The sequence below is a fragment of the Haematospirillum sp. 15-248 genome (assembly GCF_012102665.1).
Classification (GTDB): domain Bacteria; phylum Pseudomonadota; class Alphaproteobacteria; order Rhodospirillales; family Rhodospirillaceae; genus Haematospirillum.
On record NZ_JAAVTF010000002.1, the window covers coordinates 133,395 to 152,708 of the forward strand.

Sequence of the window (19,314 nt, forward strand, 5' to 3'; positions counted from 1 at the left end):
GTGCCACCTGATGAACTATGGCAATGGAAGTGCTGGAACAATGGAAATCGTAATGTTTCCCGGCCAGGGATCGCAGCATCCAGGCATGGGGAGAGATATGTTCGACCGTTACCCGACGCAGTGCCGTGCTGCAGAAGATATTCTGGGCTATTCGATTTCCGACCTGTGCCTGGAAGACCGTGATGGACGCCTGAACCAGACAGTGTATACCCAGCCGGCGCTTTATTTTGTGTGCTGTCTGGCTTACCTGGATTACCTGGAGCGGGCTGGCCGCCATTTTGATGATCCCTTTGATGGCTGTTTGACGGGGCACAGTCTGGGGCTGTTTCCAGCGTTGTTTGCAGCGGGGGTTTTTGACCTTCTGACAGGGCTTGGCATTGTTGCCAAACGTGGGGAGCTGATGCAGGCGATTGGTGGGGGCGGTATGCTGGCGGTGTTGGGGGATCATACCGACACCGTGCGGGAGACGTTGGTCCAGCTGGACTGCTTCGATGTGGATGTTGCCAATGACAATGCGCCGGGACAGGTGGTGTTGAGCGGCAGGGAAGAGCGTATGCAGCAGCTTGCCCCCTTGTTGGAACAGCACGGGTACCGCTGCGTGCCATTGTCGGTCAGTGGTGCATTTCATTCCCGTTACATGGAGCCTTGTCGAGAGCAATTTACAGAGTTCCTGCTTGGGCTTGATCTCAACCCACCACAGAAAACCGTGATCTCGAGCACCAGTGGCGAGGTTATCGGTGGCGAGCACCTCATTGAAGACATGGCGTTCCAGCTGGTGAAGCCAGTGCGCTGGTCGCGGACCATCCAGCATCTGTTGCGGCGTTATCCGCAGGCGCATTTTGTCGAGCTGGGTCCGGGGCGGGTTCTTGCCAACCTGCATGCAAAAATTTCAGGTGCAGTTGCCACGCAGGCAACGGCTTGATGCATGGAGGTAAAAAATGAAAACACATAATATTGCCGTGATTGGCGGTGGCGGCGCGGGTGCGGTGGCGGCATGGATGCTGGGCAAAAGCAACAAGGTTACGTTGTTTGAAGCCAGCGATTATCTGGGTGGTCATGCTTACAGTTATCCTGTCGAGACAGAGGCGGGAACCCGGTATGTCGATATGGGCGTGGAGTATTTCAACGAGCGCCTTTCTCCGAATGTGTGTGCGCTTCTGGAGCATTTCGGTATCGAAAGCTATGTGGCGCCGTTGACCATGCATGTGGAGTTTCCCGGAGAAGGACGGTTCTGGAACAATATGACCGGGAAGGGCGACCTGGCTGCGGAACTGCGGCAGGAGTTTGACCAGTTCCATCTTGATATGGCAGCCGTGCTGAGTTCGGGGGATGAACGCTACAAGAAAATGAGCATCGGTCAGTATCTGGACGAAAGAGGGTACTCGGACGCATTCCGGTATCAGGCGCTGGTGCCTCTGATGACAGTTTACTCCGGCTGTAATGCTCCTTCGCTGGACTATACGCTGATGTATGTCGCCATCTCCTTTAACATGAATCTGCTTTCGTTCTTTTCACCGGGTTATTGGCGTAAGGCCAAGGGCGGCATGAGTGCTTACTTGAAGTGCATTGCCCACGAACTGGGAGACCGGATAAAACTGGGGACGCAGGTGGATCGTGTCATTCCTTCCCCGGCGGGTGTAACGGTGGAGTTCAACGGCAAAAGCCGGTGTTTTGACCACGTGATATTTGCTACCCATGCTGATACAACCCTGTCCATGCTGGTGACAACGGATCGGTTGTATCAGGACATTCTTGGTGGGTTCGAGCATGTTCCTGTCAAGAGTTACCTGCACCATGACGGGCACTGGGTCAGCCCGCAGGGCGATGGGCACTATTGCCAGTTCCGAATGCCCGATGCCTTCGGTAGCGGATCTCTGAAAACACAATACGGAACGCTCACACGTGTCAACAACGTCCTGCCTCCGTACCAGGGCGTGGACAAGCCGCTGCTGGTAACCTTTGATCCCAAAGCTGCGATCAAGCCGGAATACATCGTTTGCAAGAAGGCATGGAAGCTGCCCAAGCTCAGGCCGGCCGACTTCCGCCGCAAGACCCGTATCAGGGAGATACAGGGCGTCAACAATCTGTGGTTCTGCGGAACAGATACCAGTCTGACAGGACACGAAGGTGCCATTGTGTCGGCCATGGTGGTCGCAGATCGACTGGGGGCGGCCTATCCATACCGCAATAACACCTTGGCCTGCGTGCAGTTCAAGGTTGTCAAGGACATTATGGGTGTCAATACGCCGGGCGAGACAGTCGTGTCCTGGATGGGTGATGCAATCTTCCGTGTTGCGAGGACCTTGTCCCTGCACAAGGAGCAATCCCACAAATTTATCAAGGACCTGATCGTCTAGGGGAGCCGGGCCATGTTGTTGCAAAAAGAGAAGGCGTCTGTGGTCATTTTCAATATGCAGCTGGATTTGATTCCCTTGCTGCAGAATGGCACCCAGTTGTTGAATGACTGCTGCTGGTTGGCAGATATGTGTTGTGACCTGCAGGTACCAACCCGGATTATCGAGCACAAGAAACTTGGCAAACTGTCGCGGTCCCTGACCGAGGTGGCGGGCAAGGCGGATTATCTGGAGAAAACCCACTTTGATTTCATGGAGGAGCCGGTTGCAGCAACGGCTGTGGAGGCTGCCGGGCAGGATCACTATGTGCTGGCCGGAGCGGAAACCCACGTCTGCATCCTGCAATCCGCGTTCCGTCTGCAAGTGCAAGGGAAAAAGGTGTTTCTTCTGGCTGATACATGTTCCGCGCGGTCCCGAACCGATCACGAGGCGGCGCTGCAGCGCCTTGGGCGGAGTGGTATCGAGCTGATTACCCGGGAAATGTTCTTTTTCGAACTGATCCGGCATTCCGAGTACCCCAATTACCTGAATCTGGCGATGAAATATCTGGATGGTCGCTACATTCGTTGACCGCTTTTGAACGGCGTATGTCCCGGTGCGGGAAGACCGGGATTCCGAGGCATGATGGGAGTGGTGTACGAATGGAAATGTTGAGACGGGAAGAGTTGCAGGTTGCCATGCCCCCCGGCAGCGATATTGAGGTTGGGCGTGTGCTGGTGGCAACAGACAGTGCTGAGGCAGCAGAAGCGGCATACGCCATGGGGGCAGCGGTTCTGCGCCTGGACCAGATGTCGGACAAGGCGGATATGCAGGCGGTGCTGGAACGTGTCGGTGTTGGCCGGGATATTGTTGCAGTGATGTCCGGTCGTGATCGGCCGATGGCATCATTGAACCGGGAAAGCTGGATGTCCTGCAGCCGTTACAGCCTTGAGTTCCTGCGCTGGATATTCGCGCAGAACCTCGCCGTCCATATCGTGTCGTTTCATACACAACAGGACGTTCTGTCCGCCCTGTTCGAGGGACTGGCGCGTTCGGCCTGCCTGGAAATGCCGCGCTGTGTCCTTACTTCGGTGCGGATTCCTTCAGGCCCCCTCGGTGCAGGGTTGCCGGATTGTCTTTCTGCCGCACTTTCCTTGCCGGGGCAACGTTTGAGGTTTGGGGAGGAGGGACTGTTCAGGGAGTTATGGGTTGCCGCTGGGCCGGGTACCGATGGGGCAATGCCGTTGCATGACGGTGACACGGTTGTGCTGATTGGCGGTGCGGGGGGCGTCGGGCGGGAACTGATCCGCGTTTTGCAATCGGCCTGTCGCCTCAATGTGGTCGTGCTGGGTCGCAAGGTGCCGGATGCTGCGTTGATACAGATGCTGAAGGTATGTGGTGTGAGATGCTATCTGCGCGTTGATGCCACGGACCATGGTGCTCTGGATTCAGCCTTCGTGCATATCCAGAAAGAATTTGGCCCAATCAAGGCGGTATTTAATCTGGCGGGGATACTTGATGACTGTCTTTTTCACAATCTGAACGTGGAGCGCCTGCACCGGACGCTGTTTGCCAAGGTCGAGGTGGCCCTGAACCTTGCGGCTTTGCAGCAGTCTTATCAACCCCGTTATGTGGTTAATTTCAGCTCTCTTACAGCGACTGTCGGCAATGTTGGACAGTGCGCATACGGGGCCGCCAACGAATTCGTCGAACGGGCATCGGAGCAGTTCCCGAACTGGTATAGCTTTGCCTGGGGGTTGTGGCGTTCGCAGGGGATGCAGATGCCCTTGGACGGGTCTGGTCTGATTCCGATGGATCCGCAGACAGCCTGCCGACGCATGCTGTCTGCCCTGGTGGCGGAAGAACGTCATCTGGTGATCTATGATGGCGAGGTAGATAGTCTGGCGGTACTGCGTGGTGATGTGGCTGTGCCGGAACGGGGAAGCGAGCCTGATGGTGTTGCCTGTGTGCCACTGGTTGATATGGATCGCGGGAAACTGGTGGAACGGACGCGTCGTTGGCTCAAGGGTATCGTGTGTCGTCACAGTGGACTGAAAACGCTGAAGGACGACGAAAACATGCTGGACAGGGGACTTGACAGTGTTGCCAGCATTCAGATCAGTACGGACGTTGCGGCACAACTGTCGTCCCGAGGTACGTTCAAGCTCAGTCGTGCCATTTTGTTCGAGTGCCCTACGATTGCACAACTGGCAGATTATGTGTTGGAGCGGGCGGGTTCACAGTTGCACGCCTGCTTGCCGGATGCAGATGGTGTAACGGCAGAACCGGCATCGGGCCGGCAACATACCGGGCAATCCTGGATGAATGTGCTTCATGCTGCGCCTGCTACCGATATTGACGCGATTGACCGCAGCCGGACGCGGGATAAAGATCCCGCACGGGAAGCAGAGGCAGATCTTGCGGCGGCTGTTTATCGGGATGATGACATCGCAATTGTCGGCATGGCGGGTGAATTTCCCAATGGTGCGACCATTGATGCATTTTGGCGTTCACTGGCTGATGGCAAAGATGCCATACGTGTTATTCCACGGGAGCGCTGGGATTGGCGGCAGGATTATTCAGCCTCGGTCGGGCAGGCGGGGACGACTTATGGTCGTCACGGTGGTTTTATAGAGGGGTTTGCTGAATTCGATCCTGCGTTTTTCAACATTGCGCCGGTGGATGCTGAAGTGCTTGATCCCCAGGAAAGGCGTTTCCTGCACGTCAGTTACCATGCACTGGAAGATGCGGGTTACTTCATATCCCCGGGGCGGGACGTTGGTGTATTTGTTGCCGCCATGTTTGGCCATTACCAGGATCTGGATGCTCCCGGACGCGTGGTTGACAGTTCATTTGCCGCCATTGCCAACCGTGTCTCTTATGCGTTTGACCTGCAAGGCCCCAGCCTGGCAATTGACACCATGTGTTCGGGGTCCCTGACGGCCCTGCATATGGCGTGTAACAGTTTGCGTCTTGGTGAGTGCCGCATGGCTCTTGCCGGTGGGGTGAACATCATGGCACATCCCGGCAAATACAGGCTTTTGTCCCAAGGCCGGTTTTTAAGTCCCAGTGGCCGCTGTCATGCCTTTGGCGTGGACGCCGATGGCTATGTTCCCGGCGAGGGTGTTGCGGTGGTGGTGCTGAAATCCGTCGCTGATGCTATTCGTGATCAGGATATTCCCTACGCCATTATACGTGCCACAGCGATTAACTCCGGTGGAAGGACCAGCAGCTTTACGGTTCCGTCTGTACGGGCACAACAGCATGTTATTCAGGAGGCATTGCGTAAATCTGGCGTGGAACCTGCCTGTGTCAATTATGTAGAGGCGCATGGTACCGGTACCGGGCTTGGTGATCCCATTGAATTGCAGGCATTACAGGGTGCGTACGGGGAAGGCAAGGAGGTTCCCTGTTATCTTGGTTCAGTGAAAAGCAACATCGGACACTTGGAATCTGCCGCGGCAATGGCGGGACTGTTCAAGGTCGTTCAACAGTTTTCTCATGGGCAGCTTGCCCCCACCCTGCATTGTACCATCGAGAATCCTTACCTGGATATTGAGCAAACCCGATTTCGGCTTGTGCGGGAAAAGCAACCTTGGCCTCTGGTGGGTGGGGTTACGCGTTTTGCCGGCCTCAGCTCTTTTGGAGCGGGTGGATCCAACGGCCATGCCATTCTCCAGCAGTATCTTCCGGGGGGGGCGACTGTAACAGCTCCGATGCAGGCAGAGTATCTGATTGTGTTGTCGGCTCCCAACCGCAGTGGACTACGGCGGGTCAAGCAACAGCTTGCGGCATATTTGCGCACCCGTGATCATGTTTGTTTATACAGTCTGAGTTATACGCTGTGTTGCGCCAGGCAACATCATGTCGAGCGGGAATGCCATGTGGTTGGGTCTGTACCGGCATTGATCGACAGGTTGGAGCGTGGCCATGCGTCTATGGACGATATTCCAGCGGGCACCATGTTTGCGCCTTTTATGCGTGCCTATCTCCAGGGGGATGCCACCGATTTTACGGACTGCTTTCCTGTCAAATCGCTGCTTCGGGGTCTGCCCGGTTATCCTTTTGCCCGTGATGTTTACTGGGCGCCGACGCTGAAGGCAGACCCTCGTCCGACGCCGGTCATACCTGCAGCGCACGATCACGCGTCACTGCCTTCCGTTCTGTTGGCTCCGTTATGGCAGCGCCATGCCGTGCCGACCTCGTTACGACGTGTGACATCGGTGGTTGTTCTGGCCTCACCGGAGCAGTCCTTGCCCCATATGATCGGCAATGTGAAGGTTCTGCGTATCAATCCGGGTGCGATGTTATGTTTTGGTCACAATGAAGTGACGTTGCGCCCAGACAATCCTGAAGACCTGGCCCGGGCTCTGGATTACATCACGCAGGAGCAACATCAGGAGGAGATCCACTGGATAAATTTCAATGTTGCCTGGAGTGATGCAAAGGCACTGCATTTGGCGAAGGCACTGCAGGCCTGCTTGCGTCCGTGTGTCATATTGAATGTCAACGATCCTGTACAGTCTCCGGAGAACATTGCCATGGGCGGTGTTTTCAGGGTTCTGGCGCTGGAAAATACAGATATTTGTTACAGACAGGTCCAGTTGGCGAAGCCTGCGTCGGATCTTGACATGGAAGACTGGCGTTGGTTGTTGACCGAGCTTGCCGGGGCGGGTGAAGATTCCAGGGAGGTTGAATACAGGGAAGGGGAGCGCCGGGAGCGGGCGCTGCATCCTGTCGAACTGACCCGTGGTGTGCGTCTGCGCCAGGGGGGTGTGTATTTGATCAGTGGCGGTATGGGGATGATCGGTAGGGAAATCGCCTGTCGTCTTCACGCGGATTACAATGCCAGGGTGGTGTTGGTCGGGCGTTCTTCCCTGTCGCAGGAGCGTGATGCCTGGCTGGAGCAATGGCCCGGAGGCGCGGTGTCCTATCAGCAGGCTGATATTGCTGACCCTATTCAGGCGCAGCGTGTGGTAACGGGTGTTTTGCAAGAATTTGGCTGCCTGAATGGCGTTATACAGTCTGCTGGTGTGTTAAGGGATACCCAGGTCCAGAACAAGTCGTTGGCCGACTTTTCTGCGGTCATGTCGGCGAAGGTGGAAGGAACCCGGCAACTGGACCGTTGTACAGCTCATCTGGATCTGGATTTCTTCTGTCTGTTTTCTTCCATGTCCAGCATCATGGGGAACGTAGGACAGTGCGACTATGTAGCGGCTAACCGTTTTCTTGATGCGTTTGCAGCAGAGCGTAACCGGAAGGTCAGGCAGGGAGCGCGCAAGGGGCATACGTTGTCCATCAACTGGCCTCTCTGGATCGATGATCAGGACAGCGAGAACCGGATGGAGCAGTATCAAGCCCTGGCGGACTATCTGCGTCGTCATTACGGGTTTGTTCCGCTGACGCTGTCCCGGGGGGCGGAGCTTTTCATCACCTGGATCAATGGCGTTCCCGATCACCACGATCAGGTCATGGGGCTGGTGGGTGACCACAATAAAATACGCAGGCATTTTGCATTATCCCCGGTGGATTTGTCGGATGATCCACCCGTAGTTCATGATCCCGGTCATACCCACGGCCATGACCGCGTTGCAGCCTCAGGGGTACAGCTGCAGGAAGGACTGATCCATCTGGTCAAGGCCCTGACGCAGCTTCCGGAAGAGGATATCGGCATTGACCGGAGCTGGGGTGACCTTGGCCTGAATTCCGTCATGATACAGACCTTGGCGCAGGGTACAGGCAAGATCTTTGGTGTTCAGGTCCCTCCCAATGCCTTGTTTACTTATGGCAACATCCACCGTCTGGCCGAGTATTTGCATCAACAGGGTGCGGTTCCGGTGGTTTCCGGCGATTCCGTACAGCCTGTTCCAGACCGCGCCTCGCCATCGATTGTCCAGAAGGTGACACACATGGAACGTGTGCCTGCAACGCTTGTTTCTATACGGGACAGCCGATCCCCTGCAGAGGGACGCTTTGCCATTGTCGGTATGAGCGGCATTATGCCGGGTGCTGCGGATCTGGATTCCTTTTGGGATCTTCTGATAGAGAACCGCAGTGCAATCCGGCGTGTGGAGCGTTGGGGTGATACTCCTTGTCATGCAGGAACCATTGATAGAATCACGCATTTTGATGCCCGTTTTTTTGGTCTGTCTGCCCGTGAGGCGATGTTGATGGATCCGCAACACCGCCTTTTCCTGCAGACCAGCTACAATGCCCTGGCCGATGCCGGCTATAAGCCTGCCGCCCTGAGTCGCGTCGGTGTGTTTGCAGGTGTTCAGTTCAATGACTATCAGACGTTGCTGCAGTCCTGGGGGCAAAGTTCCCACCCTTATGCGGCAACCGGAAATGCTCATGCGATGCTGGCCAACCGGGTATCGTACCTGTTTGATTTCAATGGCCCCAGCCAGACCATTGATACGGCGTGTTCCAGTGCATTGGTGGCAGTCAATCGCGGGGTGATGGCCTTGCAGGGGAACGAATGTGACATGGCGTTGGTGGGGGCGGTGAGCCTGCTGATTGATCCGGCTGTCAGCGATGCCGCGCAAAGCATGGGGGTTCTGTCTCCGGACTGGCGTTGTGCCACCTTTGATGAAAGCGCCAATGGTTACGTGCGGGCGGAAGGCGTGGGGTGTGTAGTGATCAAGCGTCTGGCTGACGCACAAAGAGACGCTGACAGCATTTACGGTGTGATCGAGGCGTCAGCGGAAAACCACGGTGGTCGTGCGAATTCGTTGACAGCGCCGAACCCACAGGCGCAGGCCGTGTTGTTGCAAACGGCCTATACCCCGGAGCTGGCTGATCGGGTCAGCTACATCGAGACGCACGGTACCGGTACCCAACTTGGGGACCCTATTGAAATTGATGCCCTGCACCAGGCGTTCCATTCCCTGGCCCCGAACAGGGCCGAGGGCAGCATCGCGCTGGGTGCAGTGAAATCCAATATTGGCCATCTGGAGCCTGCCGCTGGAATGGCATCCCTGTTGAAGGTCCTGCTTTGTCTAAAGCATCGTCAATTGCCTGCGAACATTCATTTCAGCCGGCTCAATCCAATGATCCATCTTGATGATGGTCCTTTTTACGTGTTGAGCCGGAATCGCGACTGGGAGACATCTGCTCCAAGAGTGGCGGGCATCAGTTCATTCGGTTTTGGTGGTTCCAACGCCCATGTCATTATATCCGAAGAGCCGAAACAATCTGTGGCCCCACGCGTGAAAAGGCCTTGCTGGCTGATAACGTTGAGCGCGCGTACTCCTTATTCTCTGGAAGGGATGCGTGTACGGCTTCTGGACTGCCTTCAAGACTCCGGTCATGAGCTGGCGGATATTGCTTTTACCCTGAACACCGGGCGTGAAGCCTTTCCTTGTCGCCTGAGCTGGATTGCTACCTCCGTCGAGGATCTCGTAACCCGCATACGCGCTACAGATCCAGACAGCATAGCCAAGTGTGCCGGTAAATCATCTTCCTGGGTACCTGATCCAGCTCAAAACGAATGGGGGGAAGTTATGCAGGAGGCCCTGAAGCAATATCAGCGGGGTGCCTTGATTGACTGGACGCCTTTATTCAAGGGCAGCGGTTGTCGCCGTTTGCACTTGCCGGGCTACGTTTTTGACACGAAGCCTTATTGGTTTGAACAGGCGGCAGACAGCGCCGTGATGAAAAAGGTGGGTCATGGACGTTAAAGAGCGCCTTGTTGCACTGTTTGCAGAAGCGTTGCTGGCGGAATCTGATGATATCGGGACGGATGTGGAGATCGCATCTCTTGGGGTAGATTCCATTCTGGCCGCGCAGCTGGGCAGGCTCATCAGCCATGGCTTCAATATTGCCGTCACGCCGACAGATCTTTACGAGTGCGTTACCATCGACGGTCTGGCTGTGCATGTCGGCAGGTGTCTTGCAGACAAATGGCGGCAGAGCGGGTTCGGGTCGGATACACCACGTGGTACCGTAGCGGTGTTGGGTGATGAGGGCCTCGATGATGACCGCATCGTTGTGGTGGGAATGGCGGCCCGGTTTGCCGGCTGCGACGGACTGGATGCCTATTGGGATGCGATCATGGACGGAGCTTCCCGCTTGAAGGTGGCAGAGCGTCGGGGGTGGCACGATGACGGAGGAGTGTACGTGGGGGGATTCCTGACCGGCCATGATTCTTTTGACGCCGGTTTTTTCAGAATCTCCCCTAATGAGGCCCGCTATATGGACCCACAGCAGCGTCTGCTGATGCAGTCGGTACAGCATGCCATTGATGACAGTTATCTGGGTGCGGATGAGCTTCGGGAGCTACAGTGCGGGGTCTTTGCGGCCAGTCTTCCCGGTGACTATAAGTTCGTTGTAGCAAGACAGCCCGGGCAGGCGTTCAGCACGCACAGCTTCCTTGGTAATGCGGCCTCGACCCTGTCCGGCAGGATTTCATATTTTTATGATTTCAACGGACCGTCCTTGACCTTGGATACGGCGTGTTCTTCTTCATTGAGCGCCCTGCATGAGGCCTGCCTCAATATCCAGGCGGGGCAGTGTGGTGCGGCCGTGGTGGCCGCTGCTTCTGTTTTCAGTACGCCGGAACTGTTCCGGTTTGCGCAACGTTCCGGTATGTCATCCCCGACGGGGCGTTGTGCGGCCTTCAGCAATGATGCAGATGGCTTTACGCCGGCGGAGGGATGTGCAGCGATCATTCTGATGCGCCTTGGAGAAGCCAGGGTGCGCGGGCTGCGTGTATATGGGGCAATTGCTGCGACCGGCCTGAATCATGACGGTAAAAGCAATGGATTGATGGCGCCGAATGCCCGGTCGCAAAGTGCGCTGATTCGTGGTCTTTATCAACGCCACGGTGTGAATCTTGACGGTCTGGCATATGTAGAGACCCATGGCACCGGTACACATCTGGGCGACCCGATTGAGATGCGGGGGCTGACCGGGGCGTTCAGGGACTGCGGGAAGGACTATACCTGCCTGTTGGGAACGGTAAAGCCTGTTATTGGCCATACCCTGGTTTGTTCTGGACTTGCCAGCCTTATAAAGGTGTTGCTGAGCTTCCGTCACGAGGCGATCCCGCCGTTTCCACTCCTCGGCAAGCCTAATGAGCTGATTGACTTTGCCGGTTTCCGCATGAACCCAGACCCCCTGCCGTGGCCAAAAGACAAGACACTGTGCGCTGTCAGTGCCTTTGGTTTTACCGGCTCAAATGGTCATGTCCTGTTACAGAAGATACCAGCGACAATGCTGGAGGTACCTGCCCGGCCTGCAGGCGAGGCGTTGCCGTTCTGTTTCTCGGCGCAAAGCCGTAACAGCTTGATTGCCAGTGTCATGCAGCTTCGGGACGACATTGCGGCGCTGGGCAAGGATGTCCTTTACGATGTTAGTCAGCTGTTGCTGCGTCGGCCCTGTTACGGATTGCATTGCGTTGTTGTTGCCGCAGATATGTCCGGTCTCCGGTTGGCACTGGATCAGCTGGTGCAGGAGCTGAGAGCAGGAGATGCCCTGCGAGACGTGCCTCTGGCCATGTGCGGCCTCTCCCTGTCAGAGGCCATGGTGTCACTGGTAACGCTTTGGTGTGCAGGCAAACAGGAGCAGGTGCGCTCACAGTTACTGCCGGTTGCGTCACTGGATCCGGATGTGAGGATACCGGTGTATCCTTTTGACGGCAGGCGCTATTGGCTTGACGGGGATGCGCAGGATGAGGTGGCTGATCCTGTAATGCGTTCATTGGAGCCTTCATCCGATGCGCTGGTGGAAACGTTGCGTGTGGCGGTCGCTGAGCTGCTTGGGTTTTCACGTGATGAACTGCCTGTTGACGTGTTGATTGAAGACCTTGGGCTGGACTCGCTGTCCGCCCTGAAGCTGCTGTCTCCCTATCGGGAACGCTGTCCCGGGTTGCAGGCTCATGACTTGTTCAAGTACCGAACGCTGGCTGATCTTGGTGCTGCGATTGTTGCATATGGAGTTGATGACGGCGCTGGCGGTGGCACAAGTCCTGAGGTGGCCCCGGGGAGGGGTTCATCTCCGGTTGTTTCCGGCCCAATGGCACAGTGGTTGAGTTACGGAGAGGGGAGACCCATTGTCCTGACGCCACCGCTGAACACCGGTGCGGAGGCTTGGACTCAGCAGATTGCAATGCTGGCACAATCTGGCCGACGGGTTTTGATTCCCATCTATCCCGGTCACAAGGAGTGCCCGTTTGATGCCTCGACGTTTTCATTGGAAGAATTGGCGGAAGATATAGCGATTTTCATGGGACAGCAGGCAAGGAACGATGCCATTGATCTGGTGGGCTGGTCTCTTGGGGGGTGTTTGTCCTGCCTGATTGCGATCAATCATCCTGACTTGGTGCGTTCATTGACACTTGTTAGTACTGCGCCCAGTTTTAATGAGGATGTATTTGATAATACTTTGGATCTTCATGATGAGTTGAATGCGCATAAGGATATTCTGGAGGTGGTCTTTGACGGAGCAGAGGATCTTATTGCCAAGATTGGTGCCGGTGCATCAATGAATGTATTGCGTTATTACTATAATGCGCTTGTGCGTTTTGATATCAATGCAGGTCTTGGCAAGATTTCCATGCCGGTACTGCTGGCGCATGGTCAGGATGATTGTGTGATTGATGATGCCGCATTCAGCAGGCTATCTTGCATTCCCGGTGCTTCCAGGCTGGTTGTGAAGGGCCATGGACATTTTATCCCCCTGACGGCGAGCCGTTTTTTTAATACGCACTTGCTTCGTTTCCTGAATAGAGAGTTCGTAGGTTGATGCCTTGTGGTGCCTGAGCTGTTTCAAGGTATGGTGGGAGGTCTTGTGATCAGGGTAGATGCAAGGGGTTTGACCTATCAATTTAATGATGGTGATACGCTTTTTTCCGATCTGACGTTTACTTTGGATGATGGGGTTACCGGGCTGATTGGCCGAAACGGGTCGGGCAAGTCTGTTCTGGCTTCAATACTGGCTGGGGAAGTCGCTCCCAGTTCTGGTTCGGTCACATCCTCTTGCCGTATTGGCTGGATGAAGCAGTTTGGTGCGGAGGGTAATCTGTTCCAATACGAAACAATCAGTGATTTTCTTGAGGTTCGTGGCAAACTGGAAGCTTTGGCGCGTGTCGCTGCCGGTGGATGTGATCCCCATGATTTTGACTTGATCGGGGATCAGTGGTTGTTAAGGGAAGAGCTGGAAGATCAGCTGCGGTCATTGAGTTTGCCTGCTGATCCTTTTTTACCTTGCCGGGTTCTGAGTGGAGGTCAGCTCACCCGGCTTGCCTTGCATCGGTTTTTACACTCCCGCTGCGACTATCTGATCTTGGATGAACCAGGAAACCATCTAGATGAAGAGGGGAAGATCTGGCTTGTCGAGCAGCTACAAAAATTTTGTGGCGGTGTTTTGGTGATCAGCCATGATCGCGATATCTTGCGCTGTGTGGACGGGATTCTGGAACTGAACGGTCTTGGTTTACATCGGTATGGTGGAAACTATGACGTTTTTGTGGAAGAGCGTGCCAATGAACTGGCTGGTCAGGAGCGACGTATCAAGGATGCCGTGAAGAACATGAAGCAGGTACGCCAGACTATACAGAAGAATCGGGAGAAGGCCCGACAAAGAGCTGTCCAGGGCAAACAGGTTGCTCGTTCTGGCAGTCAGTCAAAGATGATTTTGAATAACAAGAAGCAGGATGCAGAACGTGCCGGCGGTTCCAGGGAAAACAGACAGAACCAGCATCTGGAAACGATGAAGGTTGAGTTCGATCAGTTGAGACAGCAACATGAAATGTTGAAGCCGCAAACGTTGTCCTTGGGCAAGCCAGAAAAGCGTGCAACACGTATACTTGACGTTACGGATGTCAGCCTTCCTTATAATGACAGTCATAGTAGCATTACATTTTCGCTTGATTTCGGGGAAAAAATCCGTTTGTCCGGTGCCAATGGTAGCGGCAAGTCCACACTGCTGAAAATTATTTCCGGGCACGCAGCTGCTGCCGGGGGGTCCATTCAGGTTCGGGCACGGCTGTGCTATCTGGATCAACATTTCAGGCTGCTGGATAATGCGGGATCTGCGCTGCAAAATCTGTCTGTTTTCTGTCCTCACCTGATGGAAACAGACAGGCGGACGCTCTTGGCAGGCATAGGGTTGAAGCGTGAGCGGGCGGACCAAGCGGTTTCTACCCTCAGCGGTGGGGAAAAGATGAAGGTGGCCATGCTGGCGATCAGTCACCAGTCAGGCGATACCCTGTTGCTTCTTGATGAGCCTGACAACCACCTGGATATGGACTCACGCCTTATGCTGGCAAAGTCCCTGCGCGATTATGCCGGGAGCCTGTTGATTGTCAGTCACGACAATGACTTTATAGCGGACATAGGCGTGACGGGCGAGATACGTCTGACCGCCTGACAGCAGGAGCCAGGGATCTTCCATCCGGGCCTGTGTCATAAGGGTTGGAACATGGGCAGTACACCTTTCAGGTTTATGCCAGAGTAAGTATAAACCTGAGGGGTGTATATTGTTTATCCTTTCCGCGTGCCGGACATCGTTACAACTTTATTGGCACGAAGACCACTTGTGCCAGCCCGCACGGCATCCAGTGCGATGGCATCGGTCACTTCCTTGCTGCCGGAACTGTCGATGCGTGTCCAGCGCACCTCACCCACATTCCATGCCAGCTGTTTGTGCAGAACTTCAACGGTGGCATCAGACGGGGTCCGCTTGCGGTTTTCAATGCGGGTCGCGGCGATTTCGGGGTCTGCTTCCAGCCACAGGCCGATAAATGGAACCCCAAGCTCGTGGGCCAGGGCCTCAATCCGTTCCCGTTCTTCCTGCTTGGCAAAAACGGCGTCGGCAAGAACGGGCAGGCCATCGGCGATAACGCGGCGGCAGTCATCGTACAGGGTGTCGTAGGTCTTGCGGGACATTTCCCCGGTATAGGCAGACGGCGGCAGGTGTTCATAGGGGTCGTGGTCAAGGATGCGCTTGCGGATCACGTCGGTCCGCAACACGATCCCGCCAAAGGCGCCGCCCAGGTGCGGGGCAAGGTGACGGGCGCAACGGGACTTGCCGGAGCCGGACAATCCACCGACGGCGATAATCATCGGCGTGGGGCGTTGCAGGGCTGCCAGGGCTTCCCGGTGATAGATGCGGGCCTGTTCCTGCATGGCAACAGGGCTGCTTTGATGAGGGGCTATGGAAGCCGATATAAAGCTGCGGATCTGCGCCCGGATGGCGATGAACAGGGGAAGGGCGGCCAAGCCATCTAAGTCATTGCGCCATTCCAGATAGGCGTTCAGCAGGATGGAGGCTTCCGGTTTGTACCCGCAGTGCAGCAGGTCCATCATCAGGAAGGCAAGGTCGTACAGGACATCGATGGTCGAGAACAGCTCGTTGAATTCGATGCAGTCAAACAGCATCGTCTTGTTCTCGGACAGGCAGATGTTCCCCAGGTGCAGGTCGCCATGGCAGCGACGGACCTGACCGGAATGGCTGCGCGCATCAAGCAGGGGGGACAGCTGGCGAACCTCTGTCATCAGCTGCCCGAACAGGTCGCTGACGGAATCCGGGTCCAGAACGGGTGTCCCTGTTCCGCTCTCACAGTGAGGCGTAGTCGCCTTGTGGTTCCGGTCCAGGATCGACATAACCCCCTTGGAGCCGAATCGGCCCGGGAAAATTTCGGCATTGCTGTGGAACCGGGAAATGGCTTCGGCCATATCCAGCAGCATGTTGTAGGACAGCCCCCCCTCGCGCCGGGCAACGGCAGACAACAGCATGTCCTGGGGGAAGCGCCGCATTTCAATGACCCATTCCACGGGTTCCCCGATCCCCCCCAGCATCAGATCTCCGTTGCCGTTGCGGGTGACCGGAATGACATCTAGGTACAGGTCCGGCGCGGTGCGGCGGTTCAGGGATACTTCGGCCTGGCAGGCATCATGACGCATGGCGCAGGTCGCAAAGTCCAGGAAAGGCAGGGTTACGGCCTTTTTGACCTTCCAGGCCCGGTCGCCGGACAGGAACACCGTTGATATGTGGGTGTCTATTCTTTCAACCGCCTGTCCATTGTGTGTGGCGGGGTCGGCGAGAAATGCAAGAACGACATCCTGCGGTGACGGTATGGTCATCGTGAAGCAATCCGGGGCTGGTCCAGGAAAAGTGTTGCGGACACTACCCGAAACGAACGTGAACGTGAACAAGAAAGCGCATTGTTTTTATAATTATGGTGAAGAATGGGGGATAACCTTGACGTAAACGGCTGTTTTCCTGATATTTGGGCTTCTGTGTGCCTGGATCCGGGCCCCTCTGGCGGTTGAGGCGTCACCGTGATGTCGGATCCCCGTTTCAGTCTGCGCGAACGCGGCGCGCCTGTGTATCCGGAGCGTGTCCATGGATTTGACCGTTTTGGCCTGGGGTGGCTTTGCCGTCTTTGTGCTTGGGCTTCTGGCGCTTGATCTCGGGGTGTTGAACCGCCGGGACGAGGTTGTGTCCCTGCGCCAGTCCCTTTTGATGTGTTTGTTTTATTTTGTGCTGGCGATGAGCTTCGGGGCGGGGGTCTGGTATCTCCGTGGGCCTGTGTCCGGGATGGAGTTCCTGACCGGGTATCTGATTGAGCTGAGCCTTTCCATCGACAATATCTTTGTGATTGCGCTGGTGTTTACGGCTTTTGCCGTTCCGCCCCGTTACCAGCACCGGGTTTTGTTCTGGGGGATTATTGGTGCGCTGGTGATGCGCGCGGGCATGATTCTGGCCGGAACAGCGCTGGTCCGGGAATTCCACTGGATTCTGTACCTGTTTGGCGCGTTCCTGGTGTTCACCGGTATCAAGATGGTGGTAGCCGCAGACGCCGAGCCAGCGCCGGAGAAAATATGGCTGGTGCGTCTGGCCCGGCGTTTCTTCCGCGTGACCCGGGATTTTCATGACCATAACTTCTTTGTCACCATCGATGGCGTCCGCCATGCGACGCCCTTGTTCCTGGCTTTGCTGGCGGTCGAGGCTGTGGATGTGGTCTTTGCCGTAGACAGTATTCCGGCGATTTTTGCCATTACCACAGATCCCTTTATTGTCTTTACCTCCAACGTCTTTGCCATTCTGGGGTTGCGGTCCCTGTATTTTGCCCTGGCCGGGTTGTTGCCACGGTTCCGGTATCTGAAATATGGCCTGGCGCTGTTGCTGGTCGTGGTCGGTGTGAAGATGCTGATGGTCGATTTCTACAAGATGCCAACTTGGGTCGCCTTGTCCCTGATTGTCGGCATTATCGGGGGATCGGTCCTGCTTTCTATCTGGAAAACCCGCAATGAAGGTCCCCAGGCTGCGCCGGAGCCACTGGACAGTCGTGATCCATGATGTGAGGGGTGTGCAGAAAGGCGGGGACAGGTTCCCCGCCTTTTTGATTCCGGTGCGTGTATGTGCGGGGCGGTCTATTCCTGGAATTTGGACTGGCGGATTTTTTCGGCCTCCCCCGAAGCTTCCAGGGCATCAAGGGCAGCCTGAAGCTTGGAGATGAGGGCATCATCCAGTGTACGGTTGCAGGCCAGTGCCAGAGTGTTTTCGCGGATCTCCAGAACCTGTTCGATCTCCAGGCCGCCATCCTTGGCCAGCTTCATGCCGGAAATCTGGGTTGTCGCCCAGGCATCAATCTTGCCGGATTCCAGCTTCTTGACATTGAAGTGGTCTGCTGTTGCTTCTTCAACCGAGAAGCCCCTGCCTTTCAGGTGTACGGCAATAGCATCGCCGATATAGCCGCCAATGATCTTGCCTTTCAGATCATCAAGGGTCTTGGCTTGCAACGGGCTGCCCTTTTTCCTGTAGACCACCCACCTGTTTGTTTCGATCGGGCTGACCCACTTGAACAGCGGCTTGCGGTCTTTTGTGATCTGGGTCGGGAAGACGCAATTTTCGGGTTTGACAAGGGCCGTGTTGTACGACCGGTTCCACGGGCCATTGACAATCTGGTAGCTGATGCCCGCCTGTTTCATGATCAGGCGCACAATCTCGACAGCTGTACCAGAGGACTTGTGTTCTTTGGTATAGCTGAAGGGATACCATTCTTCAGTGTTGAGGGTCAGGATCGGCGTTGCCGACGTGGCCTGCTCTGGCAGCATCGTGAACGCAAGCACGGCAAGCACAGGGCGTATGCGCATAAGGTGCTCCTTACCTCTCTCTCGCCTATGCCTGAAAGCAGGGTCCCTGTTGTACACCGGGGAAAACAGTGTTCCCACGGTGTACAACAGGGGTAAGGATCAGAACTTGGACTGACGGATCTTTTCAGCTTCCCCGGATGAGTTGAGGGCATCCAGCGCAGCCTGAAGCTTGGCGACAATGGCATCGTCGATTTCCTTGTTACAGGCAAGGCCCATAACATTCTCGCGGATGTCGATTACCTTCTCGATTTCCACGCCGGCGTCCTTGGCCAGCTTGATCCCCGAAATATCGGTTGTGGCCCACGCGTCGATACGCCCGGCTTGCAGCTTTTTCGGGTTGGCATCATCGCCGGGGGCTTCGTCAACAGTGAAGCCCTGGCTCTTCATGTAGTTGGCCACGGCGTCCCCGACATAGCCACCGATCTTCTTGCCTTTCAGATCGTCCATGGATGCAGCCGTCAGGGCGTTGCCCTTGGCCTTGTAAACCACCCACTTCACGGTTTCCACGGGCGTGACCCACTTGAACAGGGGCTTGCGCTCGTCGGTGACGGTGGTCGAATAAACGCAGTTGTCTTTCTGCGTCAGGGCTGTGTTGTAGGCCCGGTTCCATGGCCCGAGGGCAATGGTGTAGGGGACCTGTGCAGCCTGTGCAGCCCGTTCCACAATTTGGGTGGCCGTGCCGGCAACCTTGCCATCCTTGGCATAGTTGTAGGGGAACCATTCTTCAGTATTGAAGGTCAAGGTCTGGGCTGCAGCCGCACCCGGTGCCACGAGCAGGGCAAGAGCAGGCAAAAAGCGTTTGAACATCAGGACACTCCCCGTTTTTGATGGGCTTAATCACAGAAATTCCACTCGCCACGCGCCGGATGATTAAACTACTA

General features: G+C 55.8%; 10 protein-coding genes. 7 read left to right on the forward strand and 3 right to left on the reverse strand.

From position 1 onward, the window contains the following. Positions 1 to 52: 52 nt before the first annotated feature. The 6 genes from HEQ72_RS03610 to HEQ72_RS03635 all read left to right on the forward strand — a co-directional run bounded on the left by HEQ72_RS03610 (position 53) and on the right by HEQ72_RS03635 (position 14,702). Positions 53 to 922, forward strand: a complete 870-nt coding sequence (locus HEQ72_RS03610) for an ACP S-malonyltransferase (protein ID WP_272487518.1) — start codon at positions 53 to 55, stop codon at positions 920 to 922. 16 nt (positions 923 to 938) lie between these two features. Beyond that, on the forward strand, positions 939 to 2,357 hold the full coding sequence (locus tag HEQ72_RS03615; RefSeq protein WP_168020229.1) for an FAD-dependent oxidoreductase: 1,419 nt from the start codon (positions 939 to 941) through the stop codon (positions 2,355 to 2,357). Positions 2,358 to 2,369: 12 nt separating this feature from the next. Continuing rightward, positions 2,370 to 2,924, forward strand: coding sequence for an isochorismatase family protein (locus HEQ72_RS03620; RefSeq protein ID WP_168022585.1), 555 nt, complete (start codon positions 2,370 to 2,372; stop codon positions 2,922 to 2,924). Positions 2,925 to 2,995: 71 nt separating this feature from the next. Next, positions 2,996 to 10,012 (forward strand): SDR family NAD(P)-dependent oxidoreductase, encoded by a 7,017-nt coding sequence (locus tag HEQ72_RS03625; protein WP_168022586.1) that lies wholly within the window; start codon positions 2,996 to 2,998, stop codon positions 10,010 to 10,012. Next, positions 10,002 to 13,076, forward strand: a complete 3,075-nt coding sequence (locus HEQ72_RS03630) for an alpha/beta fold hydrolase (protein ID WP_168022587.1) — start codon at positions 10,002 to 10,004, stop codon at positions 13,074 to 13,076. Before HEQ72_RS03625 ends, HEQ72_RS03630 begins: the two co-directional genes overlap by 11 nt. Positions 13,077 to 13,145: 69 nt before the next feature. After that, entirely contained in the window at positions 13,146 to 14,702 is a 1,557-nt protein-coding gene (locus tag HEQ72_RS03635) for an ABC-F family ATP-binding cassette domain-containing protein (protein ID WP_209316172.1), read from the forward strand. 113 nt (positions 14,703 to 14,815) lie between these two features. Here the strand turns inward: HEQ72_RS03635 and HEQ72_RS03640 are convergent, their stop codons facing one another. Beyond that, positions 14,816 to 16,417: an AAA family ATPase gene (locus tag HEQ72_RS03640; RefSeq protein WP_168022589.1), complete on the reverse strand. Its 1,602-nt coding sequence runs from the start codon at positions 16,415 to 16,417 to the stop codon at positions 14,816 to 14,818. Between the two features lie 262 nt (positions 16,418 to 16,679). Between HEQ72_RS03640 and HEQ72_RS03645 the strand changes: the two genes are divergently transcribed. Continuing rightward, positions 16,680 to 17,636, forward strand: coding sequence for a TerC family protein (locus tag HEQ72_RS03645; RefSeq protein WP_168019789.1), 957 nt, complete (start codon positions 16,680 to 16,682; stop codon positions 17,634 to 17,636). Positions 17,637 to 17,710: 74 nt separating this feature from the next. On the opposite strand, the gene HEQ72_RS03650 is transcribed toward HEQ72_RS03645, so the two are convergent. Then, on the reverse strand, positions 17,711 to 18,433 hold the full coding sequence (locus HEQ72_RS03650; RefSeq protein ID WP_168022590.1) for a substrate-binding periplasmic protein: 723 nt from the start codon (positions 18,431 to 18,433) through the stop codon (positions 17,711 to 17,713). 99 nt (positions 18,434 to 18,532) lie between these two features. Next, entirely contained in the window at positions 18,533 to 19,240 is a 708-nt protein-coding gene (locus HEQ72_RS03655; RefSeq protein ID WP_168022591.1) for a substrate-binding periplasmic protein, read from the reverse strand. Positions 19,241 to 19,314 lie beyond the last annotated feature (74 nt).

Excerpts from the sequence above, each read along its gene's own strand:
- HEQ72_RS03610 (WP_272487518.1), top strand. The coding sequence starts at position 53 with ATGTTTCCCGGCCAGGGATCGCAGCATCCAGGCATGGGGAGAGATATG.
- HEQ72_RS03615 (WP_168020229.1), top strand. The coding sequence starts at position 939 with ATGAAAACACATAATATTGCCGTGATTGGCGGTGGCGGCGCGGGTGCG.
- HEQ72_RS03620 (WP_168022585.1), top strand. The coding sequence starts at position 2,370 with ATGTTGTTGCAAAAAGAGAAGGCGTCTGTGGTCATTTTCAATATGCAG.
- HEQ72_RS03625 (WP_168022586.1), top strand. The coding sequence starts at position 2,996 with ATGGAAATGTTGAGACGGGAAGAGTTGCAGGTTGCCATGCCCCCCGGC.
- HEQ72_RS03630 (WP_168022587.1), top strand. The coding sequence starts at position 10,002 with ATGGACGTTAAAGAGCGCCTTGTTGCACTGTTTGCAGAAGCGTTGCTG.
- HEQ72_RS03640 (WP_168022589.1), bottom strand. The coding sequence starts at position 16,417 with ATGACCATACCGTCACCGCAGGATGTCGTTCTTGCATTTCTCGCCGAC.
- HEQ72_RS03645 (WP_168019789.1), top strand. The coding sequence starts at position 16,680 with ATGGATTTGACCGTTTTGGCCTGGGGTGGCTTTGCCGTCTTTGTGCTT.
- HEQ72_RS03650 (WP_168022590.1), bottom strand. The coding sequence starts at position 18,433 with ATGCGCATACGCCCTGTGCTTGCCGTGCTTGCGTTCACGATGCTGCCA.
- HEQ72_RS03655 (WP_168022591.1), bottom strand. The coding sequence starts at position 19,240 with ATGTTCAAACGCTTTTTGCCTGCTCTTGCCCTGCTCGTGGCACCGGGT.